At 65.7% G+C, this 22,771-nt stretch carries 23 protein-coding genes; 12 read left to right on the top strand and 11 right to left on the bottom strand.

The window, feature by feature from the left end:
- Positions 1-35: 35 nt before the first annotated feature.
- Entirely contained in the window at positions 36-425 is a 390-nt protein-coding gene (locus AC1Z3O_RS30355; protein WP_483520314.1) for a hypothetical protein, read from the top strand.
- A gap of 145 nt (positions 426-570) precedes the next feature.
- On the opposite strand, the gene hpnJ is transcribed toward AC1Z3O_RS30355, so the two are convergent.
- Positions 571-1,992: a hopanoid biosynthesis associated radical SAM protein HpnJ gene (gene hpnJ, locus AC1Z3O_RS30350; RefSeq protein WP_483520312.1), complete on the bottom strand. Its 1,422-nt coding sequence runs from the start codon at positions 1,990-1,992 to the stop codon at positions 571-573.
- A gap of 656 nt (positions 1,993-2,648) precedes the next feature.
- Here hpnJ and AC1Z3O_RS30345 point away from each other — a divergent pair.
- The gene (locus AC1Z3O_RS30345) at positions 2,649-2,990 is read left to right on the top strand and encodes a hypothetical protein (protein WP_483520310.1); all 342 of its coding nucleotides are present in this window, start codon (positions 2,649-2,651) and stop codon (positions 2,988-2,990) included.
- A gap of 54 nt (positions 2,991-3,044) precedes the next feature.
- On the opposite strand, the gene AC1Z3O_RS30340 is transcribed toward AC1Z3O_RS30345, so the two are convergent.
- Both AC1Z3O_RS30340 and AC1Z3O_RS30335 read right to left on the bottom strand, forming a co-directional pair.
- Positions 3,045-3,608, bottom strand: a complete 564-nt coding sequence (locus AC1Z3O_RS30340; RefSeq protein ID WP_483520308.1) for a hemerythrin domain-containing protein — start codon at positions 3,606-3,608, stop codon at positions 3,045-3,047.
- A 368-nt stretch (positions 3,609-3,976) separates the two neighbouring features.
- The gene (locus AC1Z3O_RS30335) at positions 3,977-4,618 is read right to left on the bottom strand and encodes a hypothetical protein (RefSeq protein WP_483520307.1); all 642 of its coding nucleotides are present in this window, start codon (positions 4,616-4,618) and stop codon (positions 3,977-3,979) included.
- Positions 4,619-5,334: 716 nt separating this feature from the next.
- Here AC1Z3O_RS30335 and AC1Z3O_RS30330 point away from each other — a divergent pair.
- Complete coding sequence (locus AC1Z3O_RS30330; protein WP_483520305.1) at positions 5,335-5,502, top strand: hypothetical protein; 168 nt, start codon at positions 5,335-5,337, stop codon at positions 5,500-5,502.
- A 40-nt stretch (positions 5,503-5,542) separates the two neighbouring features.
- Here the strand turns inward: AC1Z3O_RS30330 and AC1Z3O_RS30325 are convergent, their stop codons facing one another.
- The 7 genes from AC1Z3O_RS30325 to AC1Z3O_RS30295 all read right to left on the bottom strand — a co-directional run bounded on the left by AC1Z3O_RS30325 (position 5,543) and on the right by AC1Z3O_RS30295 (position 12,498).
- On the bottom strand, positions 5,543-6,751 hold the full coding sequence (locus tag AC1Z3O_RS30325; RefSeq protein ID WP_483522084.1) for an NnrS family protein: 1,209 nt from the start codon (positions 6,749-6,751) through the stop codon (positions 5,543-5,545).
- A 74-nt stretch (positions 6,752-6,825) separates the two neighbouring features.
- On the bottom strand, positions 6,826-8,049 hold the full coding sequence (gene hmpA / locus AC1Z3O_RS30320; RefSeq protein ID WP_483520303.1) for an NO-inducible flavohemoprotein: 1,224 nt from the start codon (positions 8,047-8,049) through the stop codon (positions 6,826-6,828).
- Between the two features lie 307 nt (positions 8,050-8,356).
- Positions 8,357-9,820, bottom strand: a complete 1,464-nt coding sequence (locus AC1Z3O_RS30315) for a gamma-glutamyltransferase family protein (protein ID WP_483520301.1) — start codon at positions 9,818-9,820, stop codon at positions 8,357-8,359.
- A 31-nt stretch (positions 9,821-9,851) separates the two neighbouring features.
- Entirely contained in the window at positions 9,852-10,154 is a 303-nt protein-coding gene (locus AC1Z3O_RS30310; protein WP_483520299.1) for a 2Fe-2S iron-sulfur cluster-binding protein, read from the bottom strand.
- 45 nt (positions 10,155-10,199) lie between these two features.
- Positions 10,200-10,493, bottom strand: a complete 294-nt coding sequence (locus AC1Z3O_RS30305) for a ferredoxin (RefSeq protein WP_483520297.1) — start codon at positions 10,491-10,493, stop codon at positions 10,200-10,202.
- An 80-nt stretch (positions 10,494-10,573) separates the two neighbouring features.
- On the bottom strand, positions 10,574-10,885 hold the full coding sequence (locus AC1Z3O_RS30300) for a 2Fe-2S iron-sulfur cluster-binding protein (protein WP_483520296.1): 312 nt from the start codon (positions 10,883-10,885) through the stop codon (positions 10,574-10,576).
- A 74-nt stretch (positions 10,886-10,959) separates the two neighbouring features.
- Positions 10,960-12,498 carry a hypothetical protein gene (locus AC1Z3O_RS30295; protein ID WP_483520294.1) on the bottom strand — a complete coding sequence of 513 codons (1,539 nt, stop codon included), beginning with the start codon at positions 12,496-12,498 and terminating at the stop codon, positions 10,960-10,962.
- A gap of 362 nt (positions 12,499-12,860) precedes the next feature.
- Here AC1Z3O_RS30295 and AC1Z3O_RS30290 point away from each other — a divergent pair, with 362 nt between their 5' ends.
- The 7 genes from AC1Z3O_RS30290 to AC1Z3O_RS30260 all read left to right on the top strand — a co-directional run bounded on the left by AC1Z3O_RS30290 (position 12,861) and on the right by AC1Z3O_RS30260 (position 19,427).
- Positions 12,861-13,784, top strand: coding sequence for an ornithine cyclodeaminase family protein (locus tag AC1Z3O_RS30290; RefSeq protein WP_483520292.1), 924 nt, complete (start codon positions 12,861-12,863; stop codon positions 13,782-13,784).
- 144 nt (positions 13,785-13,928) lie between these two features.
- A complete protein-coding gene (locus AC1Z3O_RS30285; protein WP_483520290.1) occupies positions 13,929-14,660 on the top strand; it encodes an iron-containing redox enzyme family protein in 732 nt (243 codons plus the stop codon).
- Positions 14,661-14,744: 84 nt separating this feature from the next.
- Positions 14,745-16,205 (top strand): aldehyde dehydrogenase family protein, encoded by a 1,461-nt coding sequence (locus AC1Z3O_RS30280; RefSeq protein ID WP_483520288.1) that lies wholly within the window; start codon positions 14,745-14,747, stop codon positions 16,203-16,205.
- A gap of 48 nt (positions 16,206-16,253) precedes the next feature.
- A complete protein-coding gene (locus tag AC1Z3O_RS30275) occupies positions 16,254-16,733 on the top strand; it encodes a GlcG/HbpS family heme-binding protein (protein WP_483520286.1) in 480 nt (159 codons plus the stop codon).
- Positions 16,734-16,799: 66 nt separating this feature from the next.
- The gene (locus AC1Z3O_RS30270; protein ID WP_483520284.1) at positions 16,800-17,810 is read left to right on the top strand and encodes a 2Fe-2S iron-sulfur cluster-binding protein; all 1,011 of its coding nucleotides are present in this window, start codon (positions 16,800-16,802) and stop codon (positions 17,808-17,810) included.
- A gap of 83 nt (positions 17,811-17,893) precedes the next feature.
- Positions 17,894-18,604, top strand: a complete 711-nt coding sequence (locus AC1Z3O_RS30265) for a GntR family transcriptional regulator (protein WP_483520282.1) — start codon at positions 17,894-17,896, stop codon at positions 18,602-18,604.
- A gap of 106 nt (positions 18,605-18,710) precedes the next feature.
- The gene (locus AC1Z3O_RS30260; RefSeq protein WP_483520280.1) at positions 18,711-19,427 is read left to right on the top strand and encodes a GntR family transcriptional regulator; all 717 of its coding nucleotides are present in this window, start codon (positions 18,711-18,713) and stop codon (positions 19,425-19,427) included.
- 37 nt (positions 19,428-19,464) lie between these two features.
- On the opposite strand, the gene AC1Z3O_RS30255 is transcribed toward AC1Z3O_RS30260, so the two are convergent.
- Complete coding sequence (locus AC1Z3O_RS30255) at positions 19,465-20,091, bottom strand: glutathione S-transferase family protein (RefSeq protein ID WP_483520278.1); 627 nt, start codon at positions 20,089-20,091, stop codon at positions 19,465-19,467.
- Positions 20,092-20,402: 311 nt separating this feature from the next.
- On the opposite strand from AC1Z3O_RS30255, the gene AC1Z3O_RS30250 reads away from it, so the two are divergent.
- Together AC1Z3O_RS30250 and AC1Z3O_RS30245 are read left to right on the top strand one after the other, a co-directional pair.
- Positions 20,403-20,582, top strand: coding sequence for a hypothetical protein (locus AC1Z3O_RS30250; protein ID WP_483520276.1), 180 nt, complete (start codon positions 20,403-20,405; stop codon positions 20,580-20,582).
- A 364-nt stretch (positions 20,583-20,946) separates the two neighbouring features.
- A complete protein-coding gene (locus tag AC1Z3O_RS30245) occupies positions 20,947-22,764 on the top strand; it encodes a SulP family inorganic anion transporter (protein ID WP_483520275.1) in 1,818 nt (605 codons plus the stop codon).
- Positions 22,765-22,771 lie beyond the last annotated feature (7 nt).

Genomic DNA, 22,771 nt, shown 5'->3' with positions numbered 1-22,771 from the left:
GATAGTCACGGCACAGGAAGCAGGGCGGTGACGACATGAACCGAATTTACGCAATCGTTGCCGTGTGCAGCCTGTTGGCCGCCTGTGTCTCGACGGGCGTTGACGTCAAGAAAGAGCAATTGGCGAACTTCCTCCCGGGTTTCTCCACCCTTGACGACGTGACCGGGCAGCTTGGGGCTCCCACCTCCCAGGTGGTGCTGAGTAGCGGGTCGACAATACTGATCTATTCGTTTGCAGCCTCCACGCCGCATCCTGAAAGCTTTATGCCGTTCATTGGCCCGCTATTTGCCGGAGGCGAGATCCGGTCGTCGACGGTTCTGTTCGAGTTCGACGCAAACGGTGTTCTCAGGAGCGAGCGCAGGACCACCACTACCGGTAATTCGGGCTTGACCGTAATGCCTCATCAAGGGGGCGAGCAAGACTAAGGCAATCCGATGTCATAAGCCATGCGTTTATGACGAGCCGAGTTTTCTGCATGTCTTTGCTATAAAGGATGGCCCCCATCGAGGCTGCGCGGACGTCAAGGCACGTAGTTGCCGTCCTTGACGACCGCAAACGCATACTGGGGACTTATACCTTGCGCGCCCGGAGAAATTTGAAGAACTCCACGCCTTCCTGCAAGCGCCGCTTCATCATCTCCCAACTCATCAGCATCTCGCGGACGATTTCCCAGATCTTCGACGGCCTGAAATAGAACCGCTTATAGAATTCCTCCACGCCAAGATAGATCTCTTCGCGCGACAGGTGCGGATAGCCGATAGTCGACGCCTGGGTGCCGGTGTCGTTGACGAGGGTGATGACCTTGCTGTCATTCAGCCATCCATTCTCGACCGCTTGCTTGTGAAGGACCGTACCCGGATAGGGCGCCGCGAGTGACACCTGGATCGTGTGGGGGTTGATCTCTTTCGCGTACTGGATCGTCTTCTTGATCGTTTCGTGCGTCTCGCCGGGGAGTCCGAGAATGAACGTGCCGTGGATCTTGATGCCGAGTTTGCGGCAATCCTCACTGAATCGGCGTGCCATATCGGTCCGGAGGCCCTTTTTGACATTCACGAGAATCTGGTCGTCGCCAGATTCGTAGCCGACGAGCAGGAGCCGCAACCCATTCTCTTTCATCACTTTGAGGGTTGAATAAGGCACGTTCGCTTTGGCATTGCACGACCATGTCACGCCTAGCTTGCCAAGGCCGCGGGCGATCTCTTCGGCTCTCGGTCTGAGGTCGGTGAAGGTATCGTCGTCGAACATGATCTCCTTGACCTCGGGCATGTTGTCCCGGATCCACTTTACTTCTTCGAGAACATGCTCGACCGAGCGCGTGCGATAGCGGTGTCCCCCGACCGTGTGCGGCCAGAGACAAAACGTGCACCTGGATTTGCAGCCTCGCCCCGTGTAGATCGATACATAGGGATGCTTGAGGTAGCCGCTGAAGTAATTCTTGGTCGTCAGGTCGCGCTTATAGACGGGCGCGACAAACGGAAGCTGATCCATGTCTTCCAGAATCGGCCGGGCCTCGTTGTGCATGATGGCGCCGTCGGGCAGGCGATAGCTGAGTCCGAGAATGGACTCGAAGGGAAGCCCCTGCGCGATGTCGCGACATGTGAAGTCGAATTCTTCACGGCACACGAAGTCGAGTGCATCGCTTGCGGTAAGTGAGCCGTGAGGATCAACGGCTACTTTTGCACCGACCATTCCGATGAGGACCGTGGGCTTGCGCCGTTTCAAATGCTCCGCGAATTGAACGTCGCTCGGGAACGACGGTGAGCTCGTATGAATAATGACCAGTTCGTATTGCTCAGCAATGCCAAGGGTCGTTTCCAGCGACAGGCCGTCTGCGGGGGCATCCACGACGCGGCTATCCTCGATCAGCGCAGCGGGCTGGGCAAGCCACGTCGGATACCAGAAAGATCGAATCTCGCGCTTCGTCTGGAAACGTGAACCCGCTCCACCATCGAAGCCGTCATATGAAGGTGCTTGCAGAAACAGCGTTTTCATCAATGTCCTCGAAGAAAGTAGTCGGCTTGACTGCGAGCAGTCACCCGTATGAACTCGCGAGGCATCAGCGATGTCCGCAAGTTGTTCAAATACCTTCAAGAATCTGACAGTCGCCGGATTGCTGCTCTGGACGTGGTCTTCCCTTTGGGACTATCGGGACGGACAAGCAGGATATCGACTCATCATCTTCCTTACAGAGTCCCAAGGCAGCCGAGGTGAAGCAGCGAAGCAGCGGCAGTCACAGGGGAGCAGGATGCGGGTCAAGAATACTACGACTTGCGCTCTCGTCGCGGCGAAAAAATTGGCCCTGACATCGGTTGGTCGGCACGGCGCGATGACATTGACGGTTGGCGGTCACATGAACCTGCTGTAGACGCCACTTTTGAGGAAACGCACACTTCAAGAGGTACGCCAGCCGCGATCGCACGCTGTTCCAGCCGGCATAAGCGAAGCTCTCTGTACTATATTTTGGTGAATCCGCAGCAGGGCTTTCCTTGAGCCGCGCGGCGTGCGACATTGCTTCCAACGGCAAGCCCCGTGCAGTGCCGCGCGCAGCAATCCGGCCGCCGTGGGTGGCCTTGCTGAGCAGCCAGCAGCGGTAGTGACACGGTTTCGCGCGTTCACAGCACTCGGTGCTCCAAAGCAGGAGGTGATGTATGGCGCTAGATCACGACAGCACAGCCGGTGTGCCTGTGGGCAATGGTCGGCACATCAGCCCGGCCGAATTTCTGCTGATGGCAGGCTTTCTCGCCTACCGGGCTCCCCGGGCGGAGGTCGATGCCCGCGCTGCCGCCCGGCGCGTCCTGGATGCCGTTCTCGGCGCCGCGGCAGCTCACGGATTCGCTCATTCGGACACGCTCGAATCGATGATGGCGAGCGCCGAAAAGTCTACGCGCGTGTGGAGACTCGCGGAGCAGGCTACCGCTGCCGTCGGCGATACGATTGCCTACCTGCAAGTGATTCGCGGTGCTGGCGTAACGCTGGAGGTGGACTTTTGAACGCGGCCGTCGACGATTCAGCTGCCGACGTTGACCGTCCGCGCATGGCCGAATCTAGCCCTGGCCGGACACACTCGCCTCGCTTTCGATTTCCTTGCGTAGCATCGCGAAACGCTCCTCGACGTTTTTCCCGAAGAGCGGGTCGTCGCTCGCCGGAATAGCAGCGTCAACTGCTGCCCAATCCTCGGGCGTCAGCATCTGAGCTGCGCGCGGCATTACGTGCCGCTCCTCTGTCGAAAGGTGATTTCGATAATACACAAGGTACATCGCTCCGGCGGCCTCCAGCGCCGCGCGCGAACTTATCACATCTCTTTCAGCCTCATTGAGGCGGTCTGATAGCGCCTCGCCCACCGTGGCAATTACGCGATGTTCCTGCTGGAGCCGGCTAACCACAATCTGCATGCCGGGATCTCGCTCGACGAGCCGTGCGTATGCAATATCCTCACGCGGATGGTGAACGCGATCGCCGAAACTCCGCATGTAATAGATGATAATGCTCATCAAATTGTAATTTGGCCGCTCGCCTCGATCAAATAGAATGACCTGCTCTTCCAAAAGGTCTAGCAGCCGGGCAAAATGAATGTGATCTTCGTGCCATACTGCAAGTGCGGTGTTCACGGCGCGCTCCTTGGAAATGGGTTATGCTCAGGTCGCCTTCGACGCCATATCGAATCGAAGCGGCTTACTTAATACAGTAAGCCGCGATCCAGAGACTGTCATGACATAGATCAAAGGTTCGAGCTTATGTCGTTTGCACTCGTCGTAAGCGGCCGAAAATGGCCGACGCCAGCCGGCGGAGGGAAGGGGGCGGTCGGCGCTTGTGGACCTCTTACGGAGATTCGCGCACCCTAATACGAGCGACCAAGGTCTGGCCTTTTCTGTCGTTGACGCGCTGCTTGCCAGATGATTGAAATGGCCGCAAAGGAAGAGCCGTTCGAGCTATTCGAAGGCGATGCCAGCGCGAACTGGCCAGCGGTCACGCCAGATTATCGATCAGGGGCCTTCACGGCTTTTTGGGTGGTGGTGCGAGGATCCTGCCCCGGCTCAGGGGCGCTCGATACAATTGGCCGATTGTGCGTCCAGTTGATGAATCCATTGATCAATGGGTGCAGTAGTGGATCATCGAGACCGGATAGGTTCAGCGCCGTTGCGTCTAGGTACAGGACCGTCTTTCCGGTGGTGGCGTCGATGGCCTTCAACGTGGCTTCCCACTTATACCCGCCCAACCAGATGCCGTCTGGCTCAACGATAAGAAACGGTCCGATCTCCTTACTCAGGTTATTGAGGCTAACAAGATCCGAAACCCCTGGAACCTTGCTGCCAAGGTTCCTCTCGATAATCATCGCTTCCAACTCATCCTGTGTTACGATTTTCTCAAAGGTATTCATATCCCTGAATGCCGAAATGAAGAAGTTGGTGAAGCGCTTGTCTCGATTTTTGGATTCGATCTTGAGATAGAGCAATCGCTTATAGACCGGATCAAACTTTTCTTCCACCACTACATCACCAGGCTTAAGCATCGAGGCGTTAGCGTAGAGCCCTGTCGCGGGATCCGGCTTCGTGACCTGAAGCGTCGTGTTGCATCCAGCAAGCATTCCAATAAGAATCAGCGTGAAGACAGCGCGCACGATGAACTCCCACTTAGCTGGCCACTAGTCAGTCCGACAGAGGGCGGAGACGAGGGGCGTCGATCAGTCATGCACTTGCGTTATCCGCTTGGCCGCAACGGCTTGCCACTCCGCATGAGCTTAGGATCGGAAGAGCTTCCAGATACATCTCTATTCTTCGCAATCAGCGGTCCGACTGTGTAAATGGCGAAAATTGGGTGCCTACATAATCATTCTCTATCAGATTAAGAACACAATGACCGTTCGGTAACGCACATAGGGAAAGATGGAATGACCATGTTCTCGCGCTACCGGGGCCGGTCCGCGAATATCCGCTCGTGACCGCGAGCGGCCGCAGCATCGGTCTGGATCAGAAGTCCCAATTTGGCCTTAGCTGGCATCGCCAAGAGATCTGCACGTTGCAACCGGGTCAGCCGCACCAACACCACCGTCTCTACCGAAGAGCCGACAACATATCGTTGCCATCGTCTCCATGAGATGTGATCGATGATGCGCGTCATCAACTGCGGCGCAGAACAGGCTAGTAGCAGCAACACTAGGAGGAGAACACTAATGGTGGCGCCCCTCAGGTGCGGTGCAGCAATACCCGTTGCCGCTGGGATCGCATTCGCCTTCCCGCAGGTCTGCCGCGCAGGCTAGGGAAAACTACCTGTGACAAATTGCCGCGCCAGCGCCTAAATTGAATCATCACTATAAGAAGGCGAGAGGAGGCTGGTATGCAAAACTATGACGGTCTTGTGTTCGTAAGCGCCATCGTGCTGGTGTGCATGTATGTCTTCCTCGGCACCCAGATCCAGAGCCGCGCACTGACCTACGCCTCGCCGGCGATCGTCGGTGTTCTCGTCTTCCTGTATTCCATCCTGCCCGGCCGGGTCATCGGTTGACCGGAGGGCGCCGCCGCCCCCCGGCGCCAACGGACCTTTTCTAGCCTTCCTTGCCGTCTGCGCGAGCCGTGGACAGCATGGGCGCGTACCGCCACAGGTAAGCGAGGAAGGCGATCGCCCATAGCGCGGACGCCGTCGCGACCCATACCGCCTTCCATTGCGGCAGCAGCGCCGGGCCGCCCACGCGGATCAGCGCGGCCGCCGCGATGCAAGCGTAGGCCAGGGTTTCCGCGCGCCCCGCAACCAGGAGCCGCCCGGTGTGCCCGAGCGCCGTGCGCGTGATCATGCCGATGATGGCGCAAGCGATGGCGCCGGTGGTCAGGGCGTGCAACGCCGTCGAGCGGTCGAGCCAGCCCAGCGCGGCAAGCGCCAGCAGCGCCATCCCGGCGGCCAGGAAGCCGTAGGCCAGGTGCAGGATGAAGACAAGGGGCCGCGTCAGCGTGCGGGCAGTGCCCCAGCCGGCCAGGCGCCAGCCATGCAGCAGCGCGGCCGCGCCAAACAACGTTGCCGCAGCCGCGCCTTGCAGGCCAAGGCCAAGTGTCGCGATAGCGGCGACGGTCAGCGGCAGCACCATCTTTTCCACCCATGTGCGCCGCCGTATCGCGACGCCGGGAATGGCATTGGCGGTGAACATCGGGATCACACGTCCGCCGATGATGGCCACGAACAGCGTCAGCAAGCCCGTTCCGCCCTCCGCGAGATGCAGCGCGACGGCGGCATTGCCGGTCGCGAGCGCCAGATGAAAACCGATATTGAATGCGCCCAGCAGCAGCAGCGCCCCGGCCAGGCCGAGGTTGCGCCGGTTGTGCGCGCGCAGCAGTACGCGCAGGAAGAGCAGGCCGCACAAGGGCAGGAAGGCCGAATCGACCACTGCCGCCAGCGGGGCCGGTCCGGTCCAGAGCAGCACGCGCGCGGCCAGCCAGAGACCGGCAAGCGCCGCCAGCTGCCTGCCGCGCGGCGTCTGCAGTCCGGTCCAGTTTTTGCCCGCGGTGAAGAGAAAGCCCGTGACGACGGCGCTGGCGAAACCGAACACCATTTCATGCGCATGCCAGAACAGGGCCGGCATCGTCGCCGGTGCCCTGCTGGCAGGCAGCCAGCCGAGGTACAGCGCGCACCACAGCAAGGCGGCAATCGGTGCGAAGGCTGCGGCGAGCAGGTAGAGGGGACGAAAGCCCAGGGCGAACAGCGGGTGCCGCCCTGGACAGGCGCTTGCGAGCCCGCGGGCTCGCGTATTGCCGAGGGTGTCCATCATTTCCTCCCTTCCCGAAGGCAGGTTGGCGAGCGGCGGGCCCGCGCCGGGCGGCGAGGGCCCGCCGTCGGCCCTTACAGGATGTGGTCCAGCAGATCCGGACCGAAGACTTCGCGGTGAATGCGTTCCTGCGCGACGCCGCGCGCGAGCAGGGCGGCGCGCTGGGCCTGCATGAACGGCAGCGGGCCGCAGAGGTAGAAGTCCGCCTCGGCGTCGTGGCGCGCGTCGAGGAAGCTGTCCACCTGCATGCGCCCGGCAATGGCGGGCTGCTCGGCCAGTGTCGCGCCTTCGCCGGATTCGACGAAGAAGTGCAGGTCGAGCCGGTCGAGTTGCTCGCTGGCCCGTTCGATATCCTCGAGGTGAGCCACCTGTGACGCGGCGCGTGCGGCGTGGGCGAAGACGATGTCGCGTTGCGGGTCGCGCTGGGCAATGTTGTTCAGCGCCGAGATCATCGGCGTGATGCCGACGCCGGCCGACAGCAGCACCACAGGCGCCGTGCCTTGCGCGCTCACCGTGAAGTCGCCGAAGGGCTGGCTGACCAGCAGCACGTCGCCGACCTTGGCGTGATCATGCAGCCAGTTGGAAACCGTACCTTGCGGGCGGGCAGGCGCGTCCGTTGCTGCTTCGCCGGTCTCGCGCTTGACCGAGATCCGCCACTGACGGCCGTTGGGGGCATCTGACAAGCTGTACTGGCGCTGCTGGTAGACGCCGGGCGACAGTTCCACCTGGACCGAGATGTATTGGCCGGGCAGGAAGTCGGCCAGTGCGCTGCCGTCGGCCGCTGCCAGCGTGAACGAGACGATGCCGTCCGTCTGCTGCTCGCGCGCCACGATGCGCACCGGCTGGCGGTGGTCCGGGCCAGACTGCGCGCTCTGATACAGCCGCGCCTCGGCCGCGATCAGTTCGGCGGCCAGCAGCCAGTACGCTTCGTCCCAGGCCGCGATCAGCTCGGGCGTGGCAGCCGCGCCCAGCACCTCGGCGATGGCGCCCAGCAGGTGGCGGCCGACGATGGGGTAGTGCGCGGGCTTGAGACCCACGGCGGCATGCTTGTGTGCGATGCGGTTGAGCACCGGCGCCAGCGCATCGTTGTTGCCATAGTTGGCCGCGTACGCGAACACCGCCGAAGCCAACGACTGCTGTTGCGCACCGCTGGCCTGGTTGCCCATATTGAACAGATTGGTCAGTTCCGGGCGGTCCGCAAACATATTGCGGTAGAAGGTACGGGTGATGGTGAGGCCGTGTTCCTTCAGGACAGGGACGCTGGCATCGATCAGGGGTCGGGCTTGGGCGGAGAGCATAGCTTAATTGATGTATTTAAGATGCAACAAAAAGGGCGAGGTACCGGCAGGGATCGCTTCCGGCCTCTGGCGCGTTGGCTCACTGGCGTGCGCTGGAACTGATTTTATTTAACATGCATCAGCAATGCAACAAAATGGGCGCACGAATTCGTGGCGGATGCGGCGCTTGCGATGCGGCGGATTGTCGCGGGCAAGGCTTGCGGCCCCGGGGATCCTTGCAGGCAGAAGGGGGGACGATTGCGCCTATCCCGGGGCCGCGGCGCTCAGAGGGCGCTCAGGCGGCGCTCAAGGGCGCTCAGGGAGGAACTCATTCCCCCAGCGCGATGCCGTCCTTGCGCTTGTCGGAGCCGCCCAGCAGAGTGCCGTCGGCAGCACGCATGACCACCTGCGCGCCGCCGAAGTCGCTGCGCCCGCCCAGCTCGCCCGCCCCCGCGGGGTCGGTGTAGCCGGCCGCGCGCAGCACCTGCACGATGGACTCGGGCATGCCGCCTTCGATGGCCAGCGCGGTGTCGGATTCGAGCCGCCAGCGCGGGGCATCGAGCGCGGCCTGCAGCGGTTGTTGCCAAGCCGCAAGCCGGACCAGCAACTGGAGCTGTCCTTGCGGCTGCATCAGTCCGCCGACCACGCCGAAGCCGGCATGGAAGCGGCCGTCGCGCCGCGCCGCGCCCGGCACCACGGTGTGATAGGGGCGCTTGCGCGGCGCCGCGCTGTTGATGTGGCCCGGCGCGGCGAAGCCGAAGCCGCGGTTCTGCAGCACGAAGCCGCATCCCGGCACCGCGATGCCGGAGCCGAAGCGCTTGAAGATACTGCTCATCAGCGTGATGGCGAGACCGTCCGCGTCGACGACGACCGTGCACACGGTATTGCCGGCCGGGTCTGCCACCGTCTCTTTGGCGTAGCGCATCGCTTCGCCCATGGCGCGCACCGTCTGCAGCACGGTGGCGGGATCGTCCGGCGCGAGCGCCAGCGGCTCCAGCGCATCGAGCGCGTGAAGGATGGCGACGCCATGGGTGTTGGGCGGGCATTCGAAGATCTCCAGCCCGCGGAAGCGCGTCGACACCGGCGCGCAGAATCCGCCGCTGTGCTCGGCGAAGTCAGCGGCCGCCAGCACGCCGCCGCGCGCCTGGCAGGCTTGCGCCGCGGCGCGGGCTGGCTCGCCAAGGTAGAAGGCATCGGGGCCGTCGCTGGCAATCGCCTGCAATGTGCGCGCCAGGTCCGGATTGGCGAAGCGCTCGCCGGCCACCGGCGGATTGCCGGCGCGGTAGAGGGCGGCGCAGTTCGGGTCGGCATGCAGCACGCGATCGAACAGGGCCCATTCGCGCGCGGCCACCGGCGCCACCTCGAAGCCGTCGCGCGCCAGCGCAATGGCCGGTGCGAACAGGCGCTTCCACGCCAGCCGCCCGTGGCGGCGGTGCAGGTCATGCCAGCCGCGCACCACGCCGGGCGTGGTGCAAGAGAAGGGATGGCGCTCGGGAATGCGCTGGCCGGGCAGGGCATCCAGCAACACGGGATCGAGCGCCGCCGGCGCGCGGCCGGTGCCGTTGTAGCTGCGGACCTCGCCATCTGGCGAGACCACCATGGCGAGCACGTCGCCGCCGATGCTGGTGGCCATGGGTTCGACCACGCCCAGGATGGCGTCGGCGGCCAGGGCGGCATCGACGGCGCTGCCGCCTTCCCGCAGGCACTGCAGCGCGGCCTGCGCCGCCAGCGGATGGCCCGTCGCCACCATGCAGCGCGCGGCGCGCACGCCTTCGGCTTGCAGCTTGCTCATGCGGCTTTCTCCGGAGGTAGGGGTTGCCGCCTCAGCGGGCGACGGTCTCGAGGACCTTCCATGACACGCCGATGTCGCCATTGACGAAGGTCTGGCAGGCCATGCGGTAGCCGGCAGCGAGCTCCTCGGCCGACAGGTGCTTGTGCTCCTTGGGCTTGACCGCGTCGGTATGCTCCAGGCCGTGCTCAATCTTGCACTTGCAGGTGCCGCACAGCCCCCCGCCGCACTTGAAAGGAATGCCGCCCTTCTCGCGCAGCGAGACGCGCAGCAGGTTGCTGTTGGGCGGGGCCGTGACGACCTTGTTGTCGTTGGTCAGGAAGGTAATCTGGATCATCGGTGTTTCCATAGCGGGAGTGCGGTGGCCCGTGCGCAGCGGCGCTCAGGCCTTGGCCAGTTGAAGGTCCATGCTGCCGAAGCTGGCCAGGCGGCGCAGTTCCTCGCGAGCGGCCTCGAGCGTGTCGAAGCGCTCCAGGAATTTCGTCGGCACGTGGTTGACCAGCGTCGGCTGGTTTTCCTCGACCACGCGGACCTTGGTCTCGCGCTGCAGCTCGGCGATGACGAAGTGCGCCGTCTTGCGGCCATAGAAGAGGTAGTCGTAGCTTTCCACGGCCCGCAGGCCTTCGACAGGCTCGGTGCGGAATTGGCCGGGTTTGCTGGTCAGGATCACGTACATGGTCTGGCTCGAAAGGGCGGGGCGGCCGCCAGGAAGGCGGTCGCGCTGGTCGGTTTCTCTGGTGGAGGCTTCTGGCCAGCTCAAGCGGCGGCCTGCACCTCGTCGTCCTGCGCCAGCTCGATGTCGTGGGAGATCCAGAGCTGGCAGGCCAGGCGATAGCCTTGTTCCAGCCGCTCGCCGAGCTGCTTCTTCTCCTTCCAGTTGGGCGCGGGCAGGTGCTCGGCGCCGGCGATCACGCGGCACGCACATTTGGAGCACTTGCCCATGCCGCATTCATAGCGCAGGTTCGGATAGGGAAACTGCTTGATGCCGGCGCGCACCACCAGGTTGGTGTTGTCCTTGACCTCGTCTGCGAAGACCTGGCCGTGCTTGTGGAAGAGAACTTTGGGCATGACGTCTGCTGGCTTGGTGATAGCGATGTGATGGTGTTCGGGGCGTTGTGGGGCGCGCGCCGGGCGCGGCAGGTTCAGGACCAGATCACCATGGCGGCCGCGGTGGAACAGGCCAGGCCGATCAGCACCGGTATCAGCAGTGCGCGCACGGCCTCCAGCACTGGTACACGGGCGAAGCCGGCCACGGCAATCAGCGAGGACCACGCGATCAGCGTGCCGCCGCCGGTCCACACGGCGCCCATCTGCCCGACCGCCGCCAGCGTGGCCGGGTCGAAGCCGACCACGGGGCCGAGCGCGCCGGCCAGGGTGCCGGTCAGCGGCAGGCCGGCGAAGCCGGAGCCGTCGATGCCGGTGATCATGCCCACCAGCAGCACGCCGAAGGCGACCAGCACGTGGTTGTCGGGAATCATGTGCTGGTAGGCCTGGATCAGTTCGAACAGCAGGCTGGGCGCCTTGCCGGGCGGCAGGCCGAGGATCTGCGCGGCCGTCTCGCCGGCGCCGACGAAGAAGAAGCCGGCGATCGGTAGCACCGAGCCCATGGCCTTGAAGGCGAAGACGAAGCCGTCGGTGATGTGCTCGGGGCAGACGTCCAGCATCTTGCGGGGGCCTTCGGCCGCCAGCGTGGCCAGCATCATCAGCACCGCCGCCACGCCGCCCACTAGCGCCGCGGCCTCGCCGCCCTTGAGGTCGGCGATGTCCGAGCCGATCTTGGGCAGCACCATGATGGCGACCACGCAGAGGAAGGCCAGCGGCGTCACCACCGCGAAGCACTTCGACCACTTGACGCGGCGCTGCTCCACCATGGACAGGCTGGCCTCGATGTTCTTGTCGGTGGCCAGCGGCTCTTCGTGGCTGGTGCCGCGCGCGAGTTCGGCCTTGTCGAAGGTGCCGCCGCCATCGACGGGCTGCGCCGCGCCGCTGGCGCGTGCCTGCCAGCGGTCGAGCAGGGAGCCGTTGGCGGGCACGATGTGCTTGCGCATGGTCAGGTAGGCCAGGCACAGCGCGATGCCGCCGGTGATGATGGACAGCGTCAGTGCCCGGTCCGCGACCACCGCAGCGCTCACCGCCGCGCCCGCCGCCTTGGCGCTGATGCCCGGCGCCACACCGATCACGTAGTCGGAGGACAGCGCCATGCCCTGGCCGGCGATAGCGATCGCCATTGCCCCGGCCAGAGGCGGCAGCCCGGCGGCGATGGCCGCCGGCAGCAGGATGGCTGACACCAGCGGCACGGCCGGCGTCGGCCAGAAGAACAGCGAGATCACGTAGGTGATGGCCGCCAGGATGAAGAAGGCCGAGTGCCCGTTCTTCATCACCACGCGAAAGGGCTCCACCATGCGGATGTCGGAGCGCAGCGTCTTCAGCGAATTCAGCAGCGCCGTCATGAAGGCGATCACCAGGAAGATGTTGAACAGCTCCTTGGCGGCGACCAGGCTGGCCGAGAAGATGCCGCCCAGCGCCTGGATCGGGCTGCCGGTCAGCGCAAAGACAACCAGGAAGGTGCCGGCGATGGCGGGCACCACCACGTTGGCGCGCAGGATCATGGTCAGCACGATGACCGCGACCCCCAATAGATAGATCCAGTGCGCGGCACCGATCACGACATCGTGTTGCATGGCTTTTTCCCCCGGGGCTTAGGTGTTGTGTTCTGAGGTCGGTTGCTTACCGTTTTCGTATACTATATTCCAACATTGCGTCAAACAAGAGGATTCTGATCCGGATTTGTACGGACCCAATCTTGGTGCGCGTGACCGAGAGGGCGCGCATTTATTGGGCATTCAGGCGCCAATCCGGGGCCGCAGGGTTTTCCTTGCTTGCTGTGCTGTTTCTGTATTGTGTAGACTGTATACCAAATTGCAGTTCGGAATCGCAGAAACGCCCAGCCGCACCGGCAGGCCGCATCGGCGGCCCTGACCGTGGGAGGGGTTTCCATCTGACTACACCGCCGGGCCTCCCCGCCGGCCAACCCGGAGTTGCCATGCAGCATATTTCTGATGACATCATCGACCGCCACGTCAGCGGGCAGGAGGCCCAGCAGGTGATGCTCGAAGCCTTCCGCAGCTTCGGCGAGCAACGCGCCGCGATGCAGGAGCGCATCCGCACCGAAGCCGGCGGCGTCAAGCTGTCGACGCTCGGCGCGGTGATCCCGGACCGTGGCGTGGCCGGCGCCAAGGTCTACACGACCATCGCCGGGCAGTTCTCCTTTGTCATCCTGATCTTCTCCACCGAGGACGGCCGTCCGCTGGCCTCCTTCGATGCCGGCGCCATCACGCGGCTGCGCACCGCGGCCTGCTCGGTGGTGGCCGCGCGCCACCTGGCCAGTCCCGAGGCCGCCACGCTTGCGCTGTTCGGCGCCGGCACGCAGGGCGTTGCGCACGCGCGGCAACTGAGCGCGGCCCTGCCGCTCAAGCGCATCCTGCTCAACGATCCCTACGCCGATGCCTCCTTGCCCGGGAAGCTGGCGGACTGGTGCGGCGTTCAGGTCGAGCTGGCCGAGGCCGACGCGGCTGCCGCCGAGGCGGACATCGTGGTGACGGCGTCGCGCTCCACCACGCCGCTGTTCTCCGGCGCCTCGCTCAAGCCCGGCGCCTTCGTCGCCGCCATCGGCTCGAGCCTGCCGCACACGCGCGAGCTGGACGACGCGGCGCTGCGCCGCGCCGCCGCTGTCGTGGTGGAGTGGCGCCCGCAGTCCACGCGCGAGGCGGGCGACATCGTGCTGGCCGGCCCGGACGTCCTGCCGGAGGGCAAGGTCGTGGAACTGGCCGATGTGCTGCTGGGCAAGGCCCAGCCGCGTCGCAGCGCCGAGGACATCGTCATCTACAAGTCCGTGGGCGTGGGCCTGGAAGACATCGCCCTGGCGGGCTTTGCCTGGGAAAAGATCCGCGCGGCTGGTCACGCCTGAGCATCCGGCGCACAGGGCGGGTGCAATCGACGCAGAAAGCCCTTGCCGCCCAGTGATGTATGTATATAGTATACCGAAATGGCGCTGCGATCCCTGACCAGTGCCGAACCGCCCTCAAGCCAAGCCAAGACAAGGAGCCCCGACATGGCTGAACTGATGAACCGTGAAGATTTCCGTGCCGCCCTGGAAGAAGCCATCAAGGGCAAGAGCGCCAACAAGGCCCCGTTCAGCGTGGCCTGGGCCAGCGGCAAGCTGAGCCGGGCGCATCTGGCACGCTGGGCCGAGAACCACTATCACTACGTCGGCCCGTTCGCGGACTACCTCGGCTATATCTATGCGCGCACGCCGGACCGCTATACCGAGGCCAAGGACTTCCTGCTGGCCAATATGTATGAAGAGGAGATCGGCGGCGACCGCCACACCGACCTGCTGATCCGCTTTGCCGAGGCCTGCGGCACCACGCGCGACCGCGTGATCGATCCGGACAATATGTCGCCCACCACGCGGGGCCTGCAGTCGTGGTGCTATGCCGTCGCCATGCGCGAAGACCCGATCGTGGCGGTGGCCGGCCTGGTCGTGGGCCTGGAGTCGCAGGTGCCGTCCATCTACCGCAAGCAGACGCCGACGCTGCGCGAGAAGTACAACTTCACTGACGAGGAAGTCGAGTTCTTCGACCTGCATATCGTCTCCGACGAGATTCACGGCGAGCGCGGCTACCAGATCGTGCTGGAGCACGCCAACACGCCCGAGCTGCAGCAGCGCTGCCTGAAGATCTGCGAGATCGGCGCGCAGATGCGCCTGCTCTACACCACGGCGCTGTATCACGACTACGTGGCCAAGGACCTGGCGCTGGACCAACTGGAGATGGCGGCCTGAGCGCCGCGCCGCAAGCCACGCGCGGCGCCCTGACGCTCGATGAAGGGAAGGGCGCCGCTCCGATCGATTTCCAGGGTTCGCATCATGACAGTCGGACAGCAAGACGAGTTCTACAACCATATCGACGGTGAATGGTCCGCAAGCCGTTCCGGCCGGACGTTCGACAACGTCAATCCGGCCAACGTCAAGGACATCGTGGGCCGCTTCCAGGCCTCCACCGCGGAGGATGGCCAGGCGGCGGTGGCCGCCGCGGCCGCGGCCTTCGACGGCTGGCGCCGTACGCCGGTCTCCAGGCGCGCAGCTATCCTCAATCGCGCGGCGGACCATCTCGAGGCCAATGCCGCCGGCATCGCCGAGGAGCTGACGCGCGAGGAAGGCAAGCCGCTCGCGCAGAGCAAGGATGAGATCCTGCGCTCGGCGCAGACGCTGCGCTTCTACGCGGTGGAGGGGCAGACCTTCACCGGCGAGACCTATCCCAACGACGATCCGGACATGGTGGTCTACAGCCAGCGCGAACCGCTCGGCGTGGTGACCGTGATCGCGCCGTGGAATTTCCCGATGTCGATTCCGGCGCGCAAGATCGCGCCGGCACTGATCACCGGCAATACCGTGGTGTTCAAGCCGTCGTCGGACGCGCCACTGACCGGCTACCGGCTGGCCGAGGCGCTGGTGCAGGCGGGCCTGCCCAAGGGCGTGCTGAACTTCATCACGGGTAGCGCCGCCGAGGTGGGGCCGTCCATCACCGAGAATCCGGTGGTACGCGCCATCTCCTTCACCGGCTCGACCCGCGCGGGCGAGCAGATCCATCGCGCGGCGCCGCTGACCACGCGCACGCAGATGGAGCTGGGCGGCAAGAACCCGCTGATCGTCATGGAGGATGCGGACCTCGACAAGGCCGTCGACCTGACCATCAAGGGCGGCTTCTCGCTGAGCGGCCAGGCCTGCACCGGCACCAGCCGTGTGCTGGTGGCGTCGGCCGTCAAGGCGCGTTACACGGAGAAGCTGCTGGCGCGGGTGCAGTCCCTGAAGATCGGCAGCGGCCTCGCGCCGGGTATGGATCTCGGACCGCTGGCCACGCGCAAGCAACTGGAGACGGTGCTCGGCTACATCGAGATCGGCAAGGGCGAAGCCACGCTGCTGTGCGGCGGCGAGCGGCTCACCGGCGCGGGCTTCGACGAGGGCTTCTATGTTTCGCCGGCCGTGTTCACCGACGTGACACAGCCGATGCGGATCGCGCGCGAGGAGATCTTCGGCCCGGTGATCGCCATCATCGAGTTCAGCGACTACGCCGACGCCATCGCCAAGGCCAACGACACCGAATACGGGCTGTCGGCCGCGATCGTCACCAGCAACCCGCGCTACATCCACCATTTTGCCGCCGACATCGAGGCGGGCACCGTCAAGATCAACCGCACCACCACCGGCAACCTGGTCAACGCGCCGTTCGGCGGACTCAAGCGTTCGAGCACCTCGACCTTCCGCGAGTCGGGCCGCACGGGGCTGGAGTTCTATACCCAGGTCAAGACCGTCTATCGCGGCTGCTGAGCGGCATGCCGCGGCGGCCAACACGAATCAGGAATCAGGAGAATCGCAGTGAAGAAAGCCATCAAGCTGGAACTCAAGGAAGCGCGCCACATGGTCGCCGCGGCCATCGCGAAGTCGGAGGAAATCGGTGTGCTCGAGTCGATCTGCGTGGTCGACGAGGGCGGCTATCCGCTCGTGCTGGAGCGCATGGACGGCGCCCGCATCACCGGCCCGCAGATCGCCTGGAACAAGGCCTTCACCGCGGCCGGGCATAAGCGCTCCACGCACCTGTTCAACCAGGCGCCCAACGGGCCGGCACTGCCCGGCAATGAAGCGTTCGGCATCCAGTGGAGCTTCGAAGGCAAGTTCGCCGTCTTCGTCGGCGGCTTTCCCATCGTCGTCAACGATGAGGTCATCGGCGGCATCGGCCTGAGCGGCGGCAACGGCGAGCAGGATACCCAGGCCGGCCTGGCCGCGCTCAAGGCGCTGCAGGAACTGCTGGCGCCGCAGGACCTGTCGGTGCTGGTGCAGGCCGACATCAAGCGCTAGTCACCGCGCCGGCGCCGGCAGCCTGCCGCCGGCGCCATGCATCACCCGCTTCCGTTCGAGTCCATCATGTCCTACCGCATCCAGATCCTGGAAACGCGCGAGTCGTTTCCCGTCGAACCCGGCGAGACCCTCTTGCAGGGCGCCACGCGCGCCGGCGTGTGCCTGCCCCACGATTGCCAGCTCGGCGGCTGTGGCACCTGCCGCATCAAGCTGATCGAAGGCGCCGTCGACTATGAGGAGCTGCCGATGGGACTGGCGCCCGACGAAGAGGCGGCCGGCTACGCGCTCGCCTGCCAGGCGCTGCCGCGCGGCGATGCCGTGATCAGCACGGCGCGCGGCGACGAGGCGTGCGCCGATCCGGTGGCGCATACCGCGCTGGTGCGCGAGACGCGCCCGCTGTCGCGCGACGTGCACTACCTGAAGCTCGAGGTGCCGGCGGCCGGGCTGCTCGACTACCGGCCCGGCCAGTACCTGAAGGTGCGCACCGCAGACGGCAGCACGCGCAGCTTCTCGATGGCCTCGGTGCCCAGCGCCGGCATGGTCGACCTGCACGTGCGGCGCATTCCCGGCGGTGCCTTCACGGACGGCGCGATCCAGCGGCTGCGCCCGGGCGATGCCATCGAGGTGGAATTGCCGCACGGTGCCTTCTTCTATCGCGCGAAGGACTATCGCCCGTTGCTGATGGTCGCCACCGGCACCGGCCTGGCGCCGATCAAGAGCATCCTCGAATCGCTGATGGACGACGGCGATTGCCCGCCGGTGTCGCTCTACTGGGGCACGCGCGAGGCGTCCGACCTGTACCTCCACGACGAGATCCAGGGCTGGGGCGAACGCCTCTACGATTTCCGCTATGTGCCCGTACTGTCGCGCGCGCACGATGACTGGCAGGGCCGGCGCGGCCATGTGCAGTCCGCCGTGCTGGAGGATCTCGGCGAGCTGTCGGGCGAGCTGTCGGAGTACGCGATCTACCTGTGCGGCTCACCCAATATGATCCAGGACGCGCGCCAGGCCTTCGTGGCGCGCGGCGCCAGCCCCGACCACATCTACGCGGACAGTTTCACGTTCCAGCGCACCTGAGCGCCTGAGCGCTCACCGGCCGCCCGCCAAGGGCCGGGCGGGCGTTCCCGATCCATTCCGAACCTTCCCGACAAGGGGGAGCCATGGCATCTCGCGGCGAGGGGCGCATCGAATCCGGCGTGGCGCAATGGCCGGGCGACGATGCAGGACTGCAGACCATTCCGTTGTTCGCGCAGGTTGCGGAGCTGTTGCGCCGGCGCATCGTCGCCGGCGTCTACACGCAGGGTGTGCGGCTGGTCGAAGGGCGGCTATCGGTGGAGCTGGGCGTGTCGCGCGTGCCGGTGCGCGAGGCGCTGCATGCGCTGGCGGCCGAGGGGCTGGTCGAACTGTCGCCGCGCCGTGGTGCCTCGGTCACGCGGGTGCCGGCCGCGATCGGCCGCGAATTGGTGGAAGTGCGTGCCACGCTGGAGGGGCTGAACGCGCGGCTGGCCGCGCAGCGCCGGGATCCAGCGCTGAGCGCGCGCCTGGAAGCCGTGCAGCGCGAGGGCCTCCGGGCGGCGGACGCCGGCCACACCGAGGCCTTGCTGCAGCTCAATGCGAGCTTTCACGAACTGCTGGCCTCCACCGCCGCCAACAGCGTGTTGCGCGAGATGGTGCGGTCGCTGCGCGAGCGCACCTTCCTCATGTTCGCGCCGGTCGACGCGGCGCGCGCCCGCCAGAACTGGGAGGAGCACGCCCAGATCCTGCAGGCCGTGATCGACGGTGACGCGGACCTGGCGGCCTTGCTGGCCAGCCGGCACGTGTACAGCGCGCACGCCGCCATGAGCCGGCGCCAGGCGGTCGCCGCGGGATGAAGTCGCTGCGGCCCTGGTATACAATACGGCCATATGTCTCCCATCCTCCCTCGTCCCGGCGGACGCGGCGATGGCGGGGCGCTTCGCCAATCCCGGTATCTCCTTCATGTCAGAAAAGCACGCCAATGCCCAGTCCGGGCCTGCCTCCGAGCCAGCGGTCGTGAGCCTGGGCGCGAGTCATTCGCCGCTCTTCGCGCTGGTCACGGACAAACTGCGCGAGCGGATCCTCAATGGCCAGTACGAGCCGGGCGAGCGGCTCGTGGAGAACAAGCTGTCGGCGGAGCTGGGGGTGTCGCGCATTCCGGTGCGCGAGGCGCTGCGATCGCTGGCCACCGAAGGGCTGGTGGTGATCGAACCGCGCCGCGGCGCCTCGGTGGCGAAGCTCTCGCCGCACGTGGCGCGTGAGATGGTGGAAGTGCGTGCCACGCTGGAAGGCCTGAATGCCAAGCTGGCCGCACAGCGCCGTGACCCGGCGCTGATCGCCGAACTGGAGCAGGTGCTGCGCGAGGGTGCGGACGCGGCGACCCAGGGACGGGCCGACCAGCTGCTCGCGCTGAATACGCGCTTCCATGAGGTGCTCGGCACGATCGCAGCCAACAGCGTGCTGCAGGAAATGATGCGTTCGCTGCGCGAGCGCACCGCCGTGCTGTTCGCGCCCGCCAATGTCGTGCGCGCGCGCCAGAACTGGGACGAACACGCCCAGATCCTGCAGGCCGTGATCGCCGGCGATGCCGACCTGGCCGCCTTGCTGGCGGCCCGGCACGTCTACAGCGCCGCCAAGGCGGCCGAGCTGCCCGTCGGCGACGATACCCGCGCTGCCTGAGCGCGGGCGCTCCGCCCGCGCGCGTTCCCTGCGCGGCTCAGCGCGATGCCGCCTGCTCGCGCAGCGCGAAGGCCCGCCGCGCTGCGGGCCGGGCCAGGCAGCGCTGGTGCCAGCCCCAGGCCGCGGCAAGGCGTTCGCCGCCAAGTTCGGCGAAGCGGTGCAAGACTGCCGCCAGGTTCAGGTCGGCCACGGTGAAGTCCGATCCCAGCAAATAGTCCCGACCGGCCAGGTGCGCGTCCAGCACCGCGAAGCGCTGGCTCAGTGCCTGCAGCGCTTCATCCACCAGCTCAGGCCGGCGGCGCTCCGGAGGCAGCATCCGGCTGTGCTGCGTCCACTGTGTGGTCAGCGGTTCCACCGCTGTCGCCGCCCATAGCGTCCATTGCAGCGCCTGCGCCCGAGAGTCCTGGCTGGCCGGCCACAGGCCGCCGGCCTCATGCTTCTGCGCGAGGTGCAGCGTGATCGCCAGCGATTCGAACAGCACCAGGCCGTCGTCCTCGATGGTCGGCACCAGCCCGTTCGGGTTCAGCTTCAGGTAGGGGGCAGACTTCACCTCCGGTGAGGCGTAATGCAGCGGGATGTTCTCGTAGGTGAGGCCGAGTTCCTCCGCCGCCCAGAGCGGGCGGATCGCGCGGGATGCCGGAATGCCGTAGATCTTCAGTGTCATGGGTGCACAGGTCCAGTGGATCGGTCGCTGAAAGTCCTTTCGATTGTATACCTTGTGCCGAATTCGAAGGTGCGCGCAGGCCGCTCGACGGTATGCCGGCGCCGTGCCCCGGTGTCCTTGCAGGACGGGTGATCCGGCCGGAAATTAAGAGAAATTAGGGTGAGTTTCCGAGATGGTGGCGGGAGCGCGCCCGGTGATGGGGTGATGCGTCGTGCCCTGCACTGTCATGGAGCGGGCTGTGCCCGTTATTGGCGCAGTGCACAAAAATTGTGTATACTATCGACAATAAGAAGCCGCAATAGGGAAAGACCATGAACTACCCCGATGCCAGATACCACGGCACGCCCGTCGGTCAGCAACTTCTCGAACACTATGCGCGCCGCGACGCAGTGCGCCACGCCACGCCGCTGGTGCCGCTGCGCTGGACTGATCTCCGCGCCTTCGCGCGCGCGCTGTTCGGCCGCAAGACGGTCGGCCACCGCCACTGCTGATCCCGCTGTCGCGAAGAATCTTCGGGACGGGACTGCGGCATGCTCCGGACCGCGAGCCGGGCCCGGGCATTTAGAATGTACGTTTTGCGGCGATGCTGTTCAGTTGAGCCGAGGTCGCCGTTCCGCGCAGGCAGGACAATGCCCGCAGCGCATTGGACATCCACAGGACGAGCACCGGTCCTGCCACCCCGCGTCGTTGGTGCGTTGACACCGTTGAAGCCACCGGGTTTCCGCCAGCGCGGGGACGAAGGGGAATACGCTTCAGCGCTTGACTGAACGGCATTCACGCTTATGCGGTCCCATGCGCGCCACGGGCTTCCCGCCCCAGGCGCCACAGGGCAGTTTCAACCCGAAAGCGTTGCCTATGCCCATGATCCCTGCGCTCTACCGGCTGATGCCGGGCCTGGAAGAACTTGTAAAGTACCCCGCGCGGCACCTGCGCGCCGACCTGTCCGCGGGCCTGTCGGTGGCCGCGGTGTCGCTGCCGGTCAGCGTTGCCTATGCGCAGTTGGCCGGGCTGAGTCCCGTTGCGGGCCTGTACAGTTCCATTCTGCCGATGCTGGCCTATGCGCTGTTCGGCTCCTCGCGGCAACTGATCGTCGGGCCGGACGCCGCCACGTCGGCAATGATCGCCGCTACGCTGGCGCCGCTGGCTGCGATCGGCAGCGAGGAATACCACGCGCTGGCGGTGTCGCTGACGCTGCTCACGGGTTTCTTCTGTGTGGTGGCGAGCCGCTTCCGCTTCGGTTTCCTGGCGGACTTCCTCTCCATTCCCATCCTGACTGGGCTGCTCAACGGCGTCGCCGTCAGCATCGTCATCAGCCAGCTCGGCAAGGTGACAGGCCTCACCTTGTCCGGCCGCGACGCGATCGGCCAGGTCCTCTCGCTGGTGGCCCAGCTCGGCGATGTGCACCTGCCCACCTTCTTCGTTGCCATCGGCACGTGCGGGCTCTACTTTGGCGTGAAGGCCTTCTGGCCGCGCGGTCCCGCCGCGCTGGCCGCGCTGGCGGCTGCGGGCGTGGGCAGCTGGATGTTCCGCGCGAAGGCGCTGGGCGTGGAGATGGTCGGCGCGCTGCCTGCGGGCCTGCCTGGCTGGGTCACGCCTTCGCTGCCGCACGAGATGCTCGGCACGCTGGTGCCGGCCGCGGCGGGCCTGGCGCTGATCTCCTTCAGCAGCGGCATGCTCACCGCCCGCAGCTTCGCCGTGCGCAATGGCTATCGCGTCGATGCCAACCGCGAGTTCCTGGCCACCGGCGTGGCCGACATCGTCAGCGCGCTCAGCCAGGGCTTCGCCATCAGCGGCTCGAGTTCGCGCACGGTCGTCAACGAGGCGGCCGGCGGCCGCACGCGCCTGGTGTCGGTGGTGGCCGCGCTGACGATGCTGCTGGTGCTGCTGTTCCTCGCCAACGCGCTGGCCCTGGTGCCGGTGCCGGCGCTGGGCGCGATCCTGGTGGGGTCGGCGCTTGGCCTGGTCGACCTGGGGTGGCTGATGGCGCTGCGCAGGTACAGCCGCGCCGAGCATGGCATTGCACTGGCGACGCTGGCCGGTGTGGTGGTGTTCGGCGTGATGTCGGGCATCCTGCTGGCCGTCACGCTCGCCTTGCTGCGCTTCCTGGCGCAGATGGCCAGGCCCTCGGACCAGATGTTCGGTGTCATCCCGGGACGCGAAGGGCTGTACGAGCTGGCGCACTACCCCGAGGCGCAGGCCGTGCCCGGGCTGCTGATCTACCGCTTCGAATCACCGCTCACCTTCTTCAATGCTGATTACTTCACCGTGCGCCTCAAGCAACTGGTCGACGCCCAGCTGCCGCGCTGGGTGGTGATCGATGCCGTGTCGATCGCCGCGGTGGACCTGACCGGTGTCCTGGCGATCCGGGATCTGCAGGAGGCGCTCGCCAAGCGTGGCATCCAGCTGGTGATCGCCGGGCGCACCGCGCAACTGCTGGCCTGGCTGGACCAGCGCGATATCGCGCCGGAGAGTACCGGGATCCTGTTCTACCCGAACCGGCTGGCGGCAATGGCTGCGTTCGAGGCCGGCACGCCGCCCGCCACGGACGATGCGGCGCACGGCGATGATGCCCCGGCCGACGAAGGGCCGGGCGAGGGGGCCGAGGCCGAAGCGGCGTGCGCGCAGGATGATGGCGCGCCGCCGGAGCCGACGCCGCCTAGTCCGGCGACCTGAGCGCCGG

It is taken from the genome of Cupriavidus sp. 09_S30 (genome assembly GCF_056930435.1).
This window is presented reverse-complemented; position numbering and strand designations above follow the sequence as displayed.

Coding starts and splice junctions, on each gene's coding strand:
- AC1Z3O_RS30345 (WP_483520310.1), top strand. CDS start 2,649: ATGGCGCTAGATCACGACAGCACAGCCGGTGTGCCTGTGGGCAATGGT.
- AC1Z3O_RS30280 (WP_483520288.1), top strand. CDS start 14,745: ATGACAGTCGGACAGCAAGACGAGTTCTACAACCATATCGACGGTGAA.
- AC1Z3O_RS30325 (WP_483522084.1), bottom strand. CDS start 6,751: ATGGACACCCTCGGCAATACGCGAGCCCGCGGGCTCGCAAGCGCCTGT.
- AC1Z3O_RS30310 (WP_483520299.1), bottom strand. CDS start 10,154: ATGATCCAGATTACCTTCCTGACCAACGACAACAAGGTCGTCACGGCC.
- AC1Z3O_RS30315 (WP_483520301.1), bottom strand. CDS start 9,820: ATGAGCAAGCTGCAAGCCGAAGGCGTGCGCGCCGCGCGCTGCATGGTG.
- AC1Z3O_RS30265 (WP_483520282.1), top strand. CDS start 17,894: ATGGCATCTCGCGGCGAGGGGCGCATCGAATCCGGCGTGGCGCAATGG.
- AC1Z3O_RS30245 (WP_483520275.1), top strand. CDS start 20,947: ATGCCCATGATCCCTGCGCTCTACCGGCTGATGCCGGGCCTGGAAGAA.
- AC1Z3O_RS30355 (WP_483520314.1), top strand. CDS start 36: ATGAACCGAATTTACGCAATCGTTGCCGTGTGCAGCCTGTTGGCCGCC.
- AC1Z3O_RS30260 (WP_483520280.1), top strand. CDS start 18,711: ATGTCAGAAAAGCACGCCAATGCCCAGTCCGGGCCTGCCTCCGAGCCA.
- AC1Z3O_RS30270 (WP_483520284.1), top strand. CDS start 16,800: ATGTCCTACCGCATCCAGATCCTGGAAACGCGCGAGTCGTTTCCCGTC.
- AC1Z3O_RS30305 (WP_483520297.1), bottom strand. CDS start 10,493: ATGTACGTGATCCTGACCAGCAAACCCGGCCAATTCCGCACCGAGCCT.
- AC1Z3O_RS30255 (WP_483520278.1), bottom strand. CDS start 20,091: ATGACACTGAAGATCTACGGCATTCCGGCATCCCGCGCGATCCGCCCG.
- AC1Z3O_RS30285 (WP_483520290.1), top strand. CDS start 13,929: ATGGCTGAACTGATGAACCGTGAAGATTTCCGTGCCGCCCTGGAAGAA.
- AC1Z3O_RS30300 (WP_483520296.1), bottom strand. CDS start 10,885: ATGCCCAAAGTTCTCTTCCACAAGCACGGCCAGGTCTTCGCAGACGAG.
- hpnJ (WP_483520312.1), bottom strand. CDS start 1,992: ATGAAAACGCTGTTTCTGCAAGCACCTTCATATGACGGCTTCGATGGT.
- AC1Z3O_RS30330 (WP_483520305.1), top strand. CDS start 5,335: ATGCAAAACTATGACGGTCTTGTGTTCGTAAGCGCCATCGTGCTGGTG.
- AC1Z3O_RS30250 (WP_483520276.1), top strand. CDS start 20,403: ATGAACTACCCCGATGCCAGATACCACGGCACGCCCGTCGGTCAGCAA.
- AC1Z3O_RS30295 (WP_483520294.1), bottom strand. CDS start 12,498: ATGCAACACGATGTCGTGATCGGTGCCGCGCACTGGATCTATCTATTG.
- hmpA (WP_483520303.1), bottom strand. CDS start 8,049: ATGCTCTCCGCCCAAGCCCGACCCCTGATCGATGCCAGCGTCCCTGTC.
- AC1Z3O_RS30290 (WP_483520292.1), top strand. CDS start 12,861: ATGCAGCATATTTCTGATGACATCATCGACCGCCACGTCAGCGGGCAG.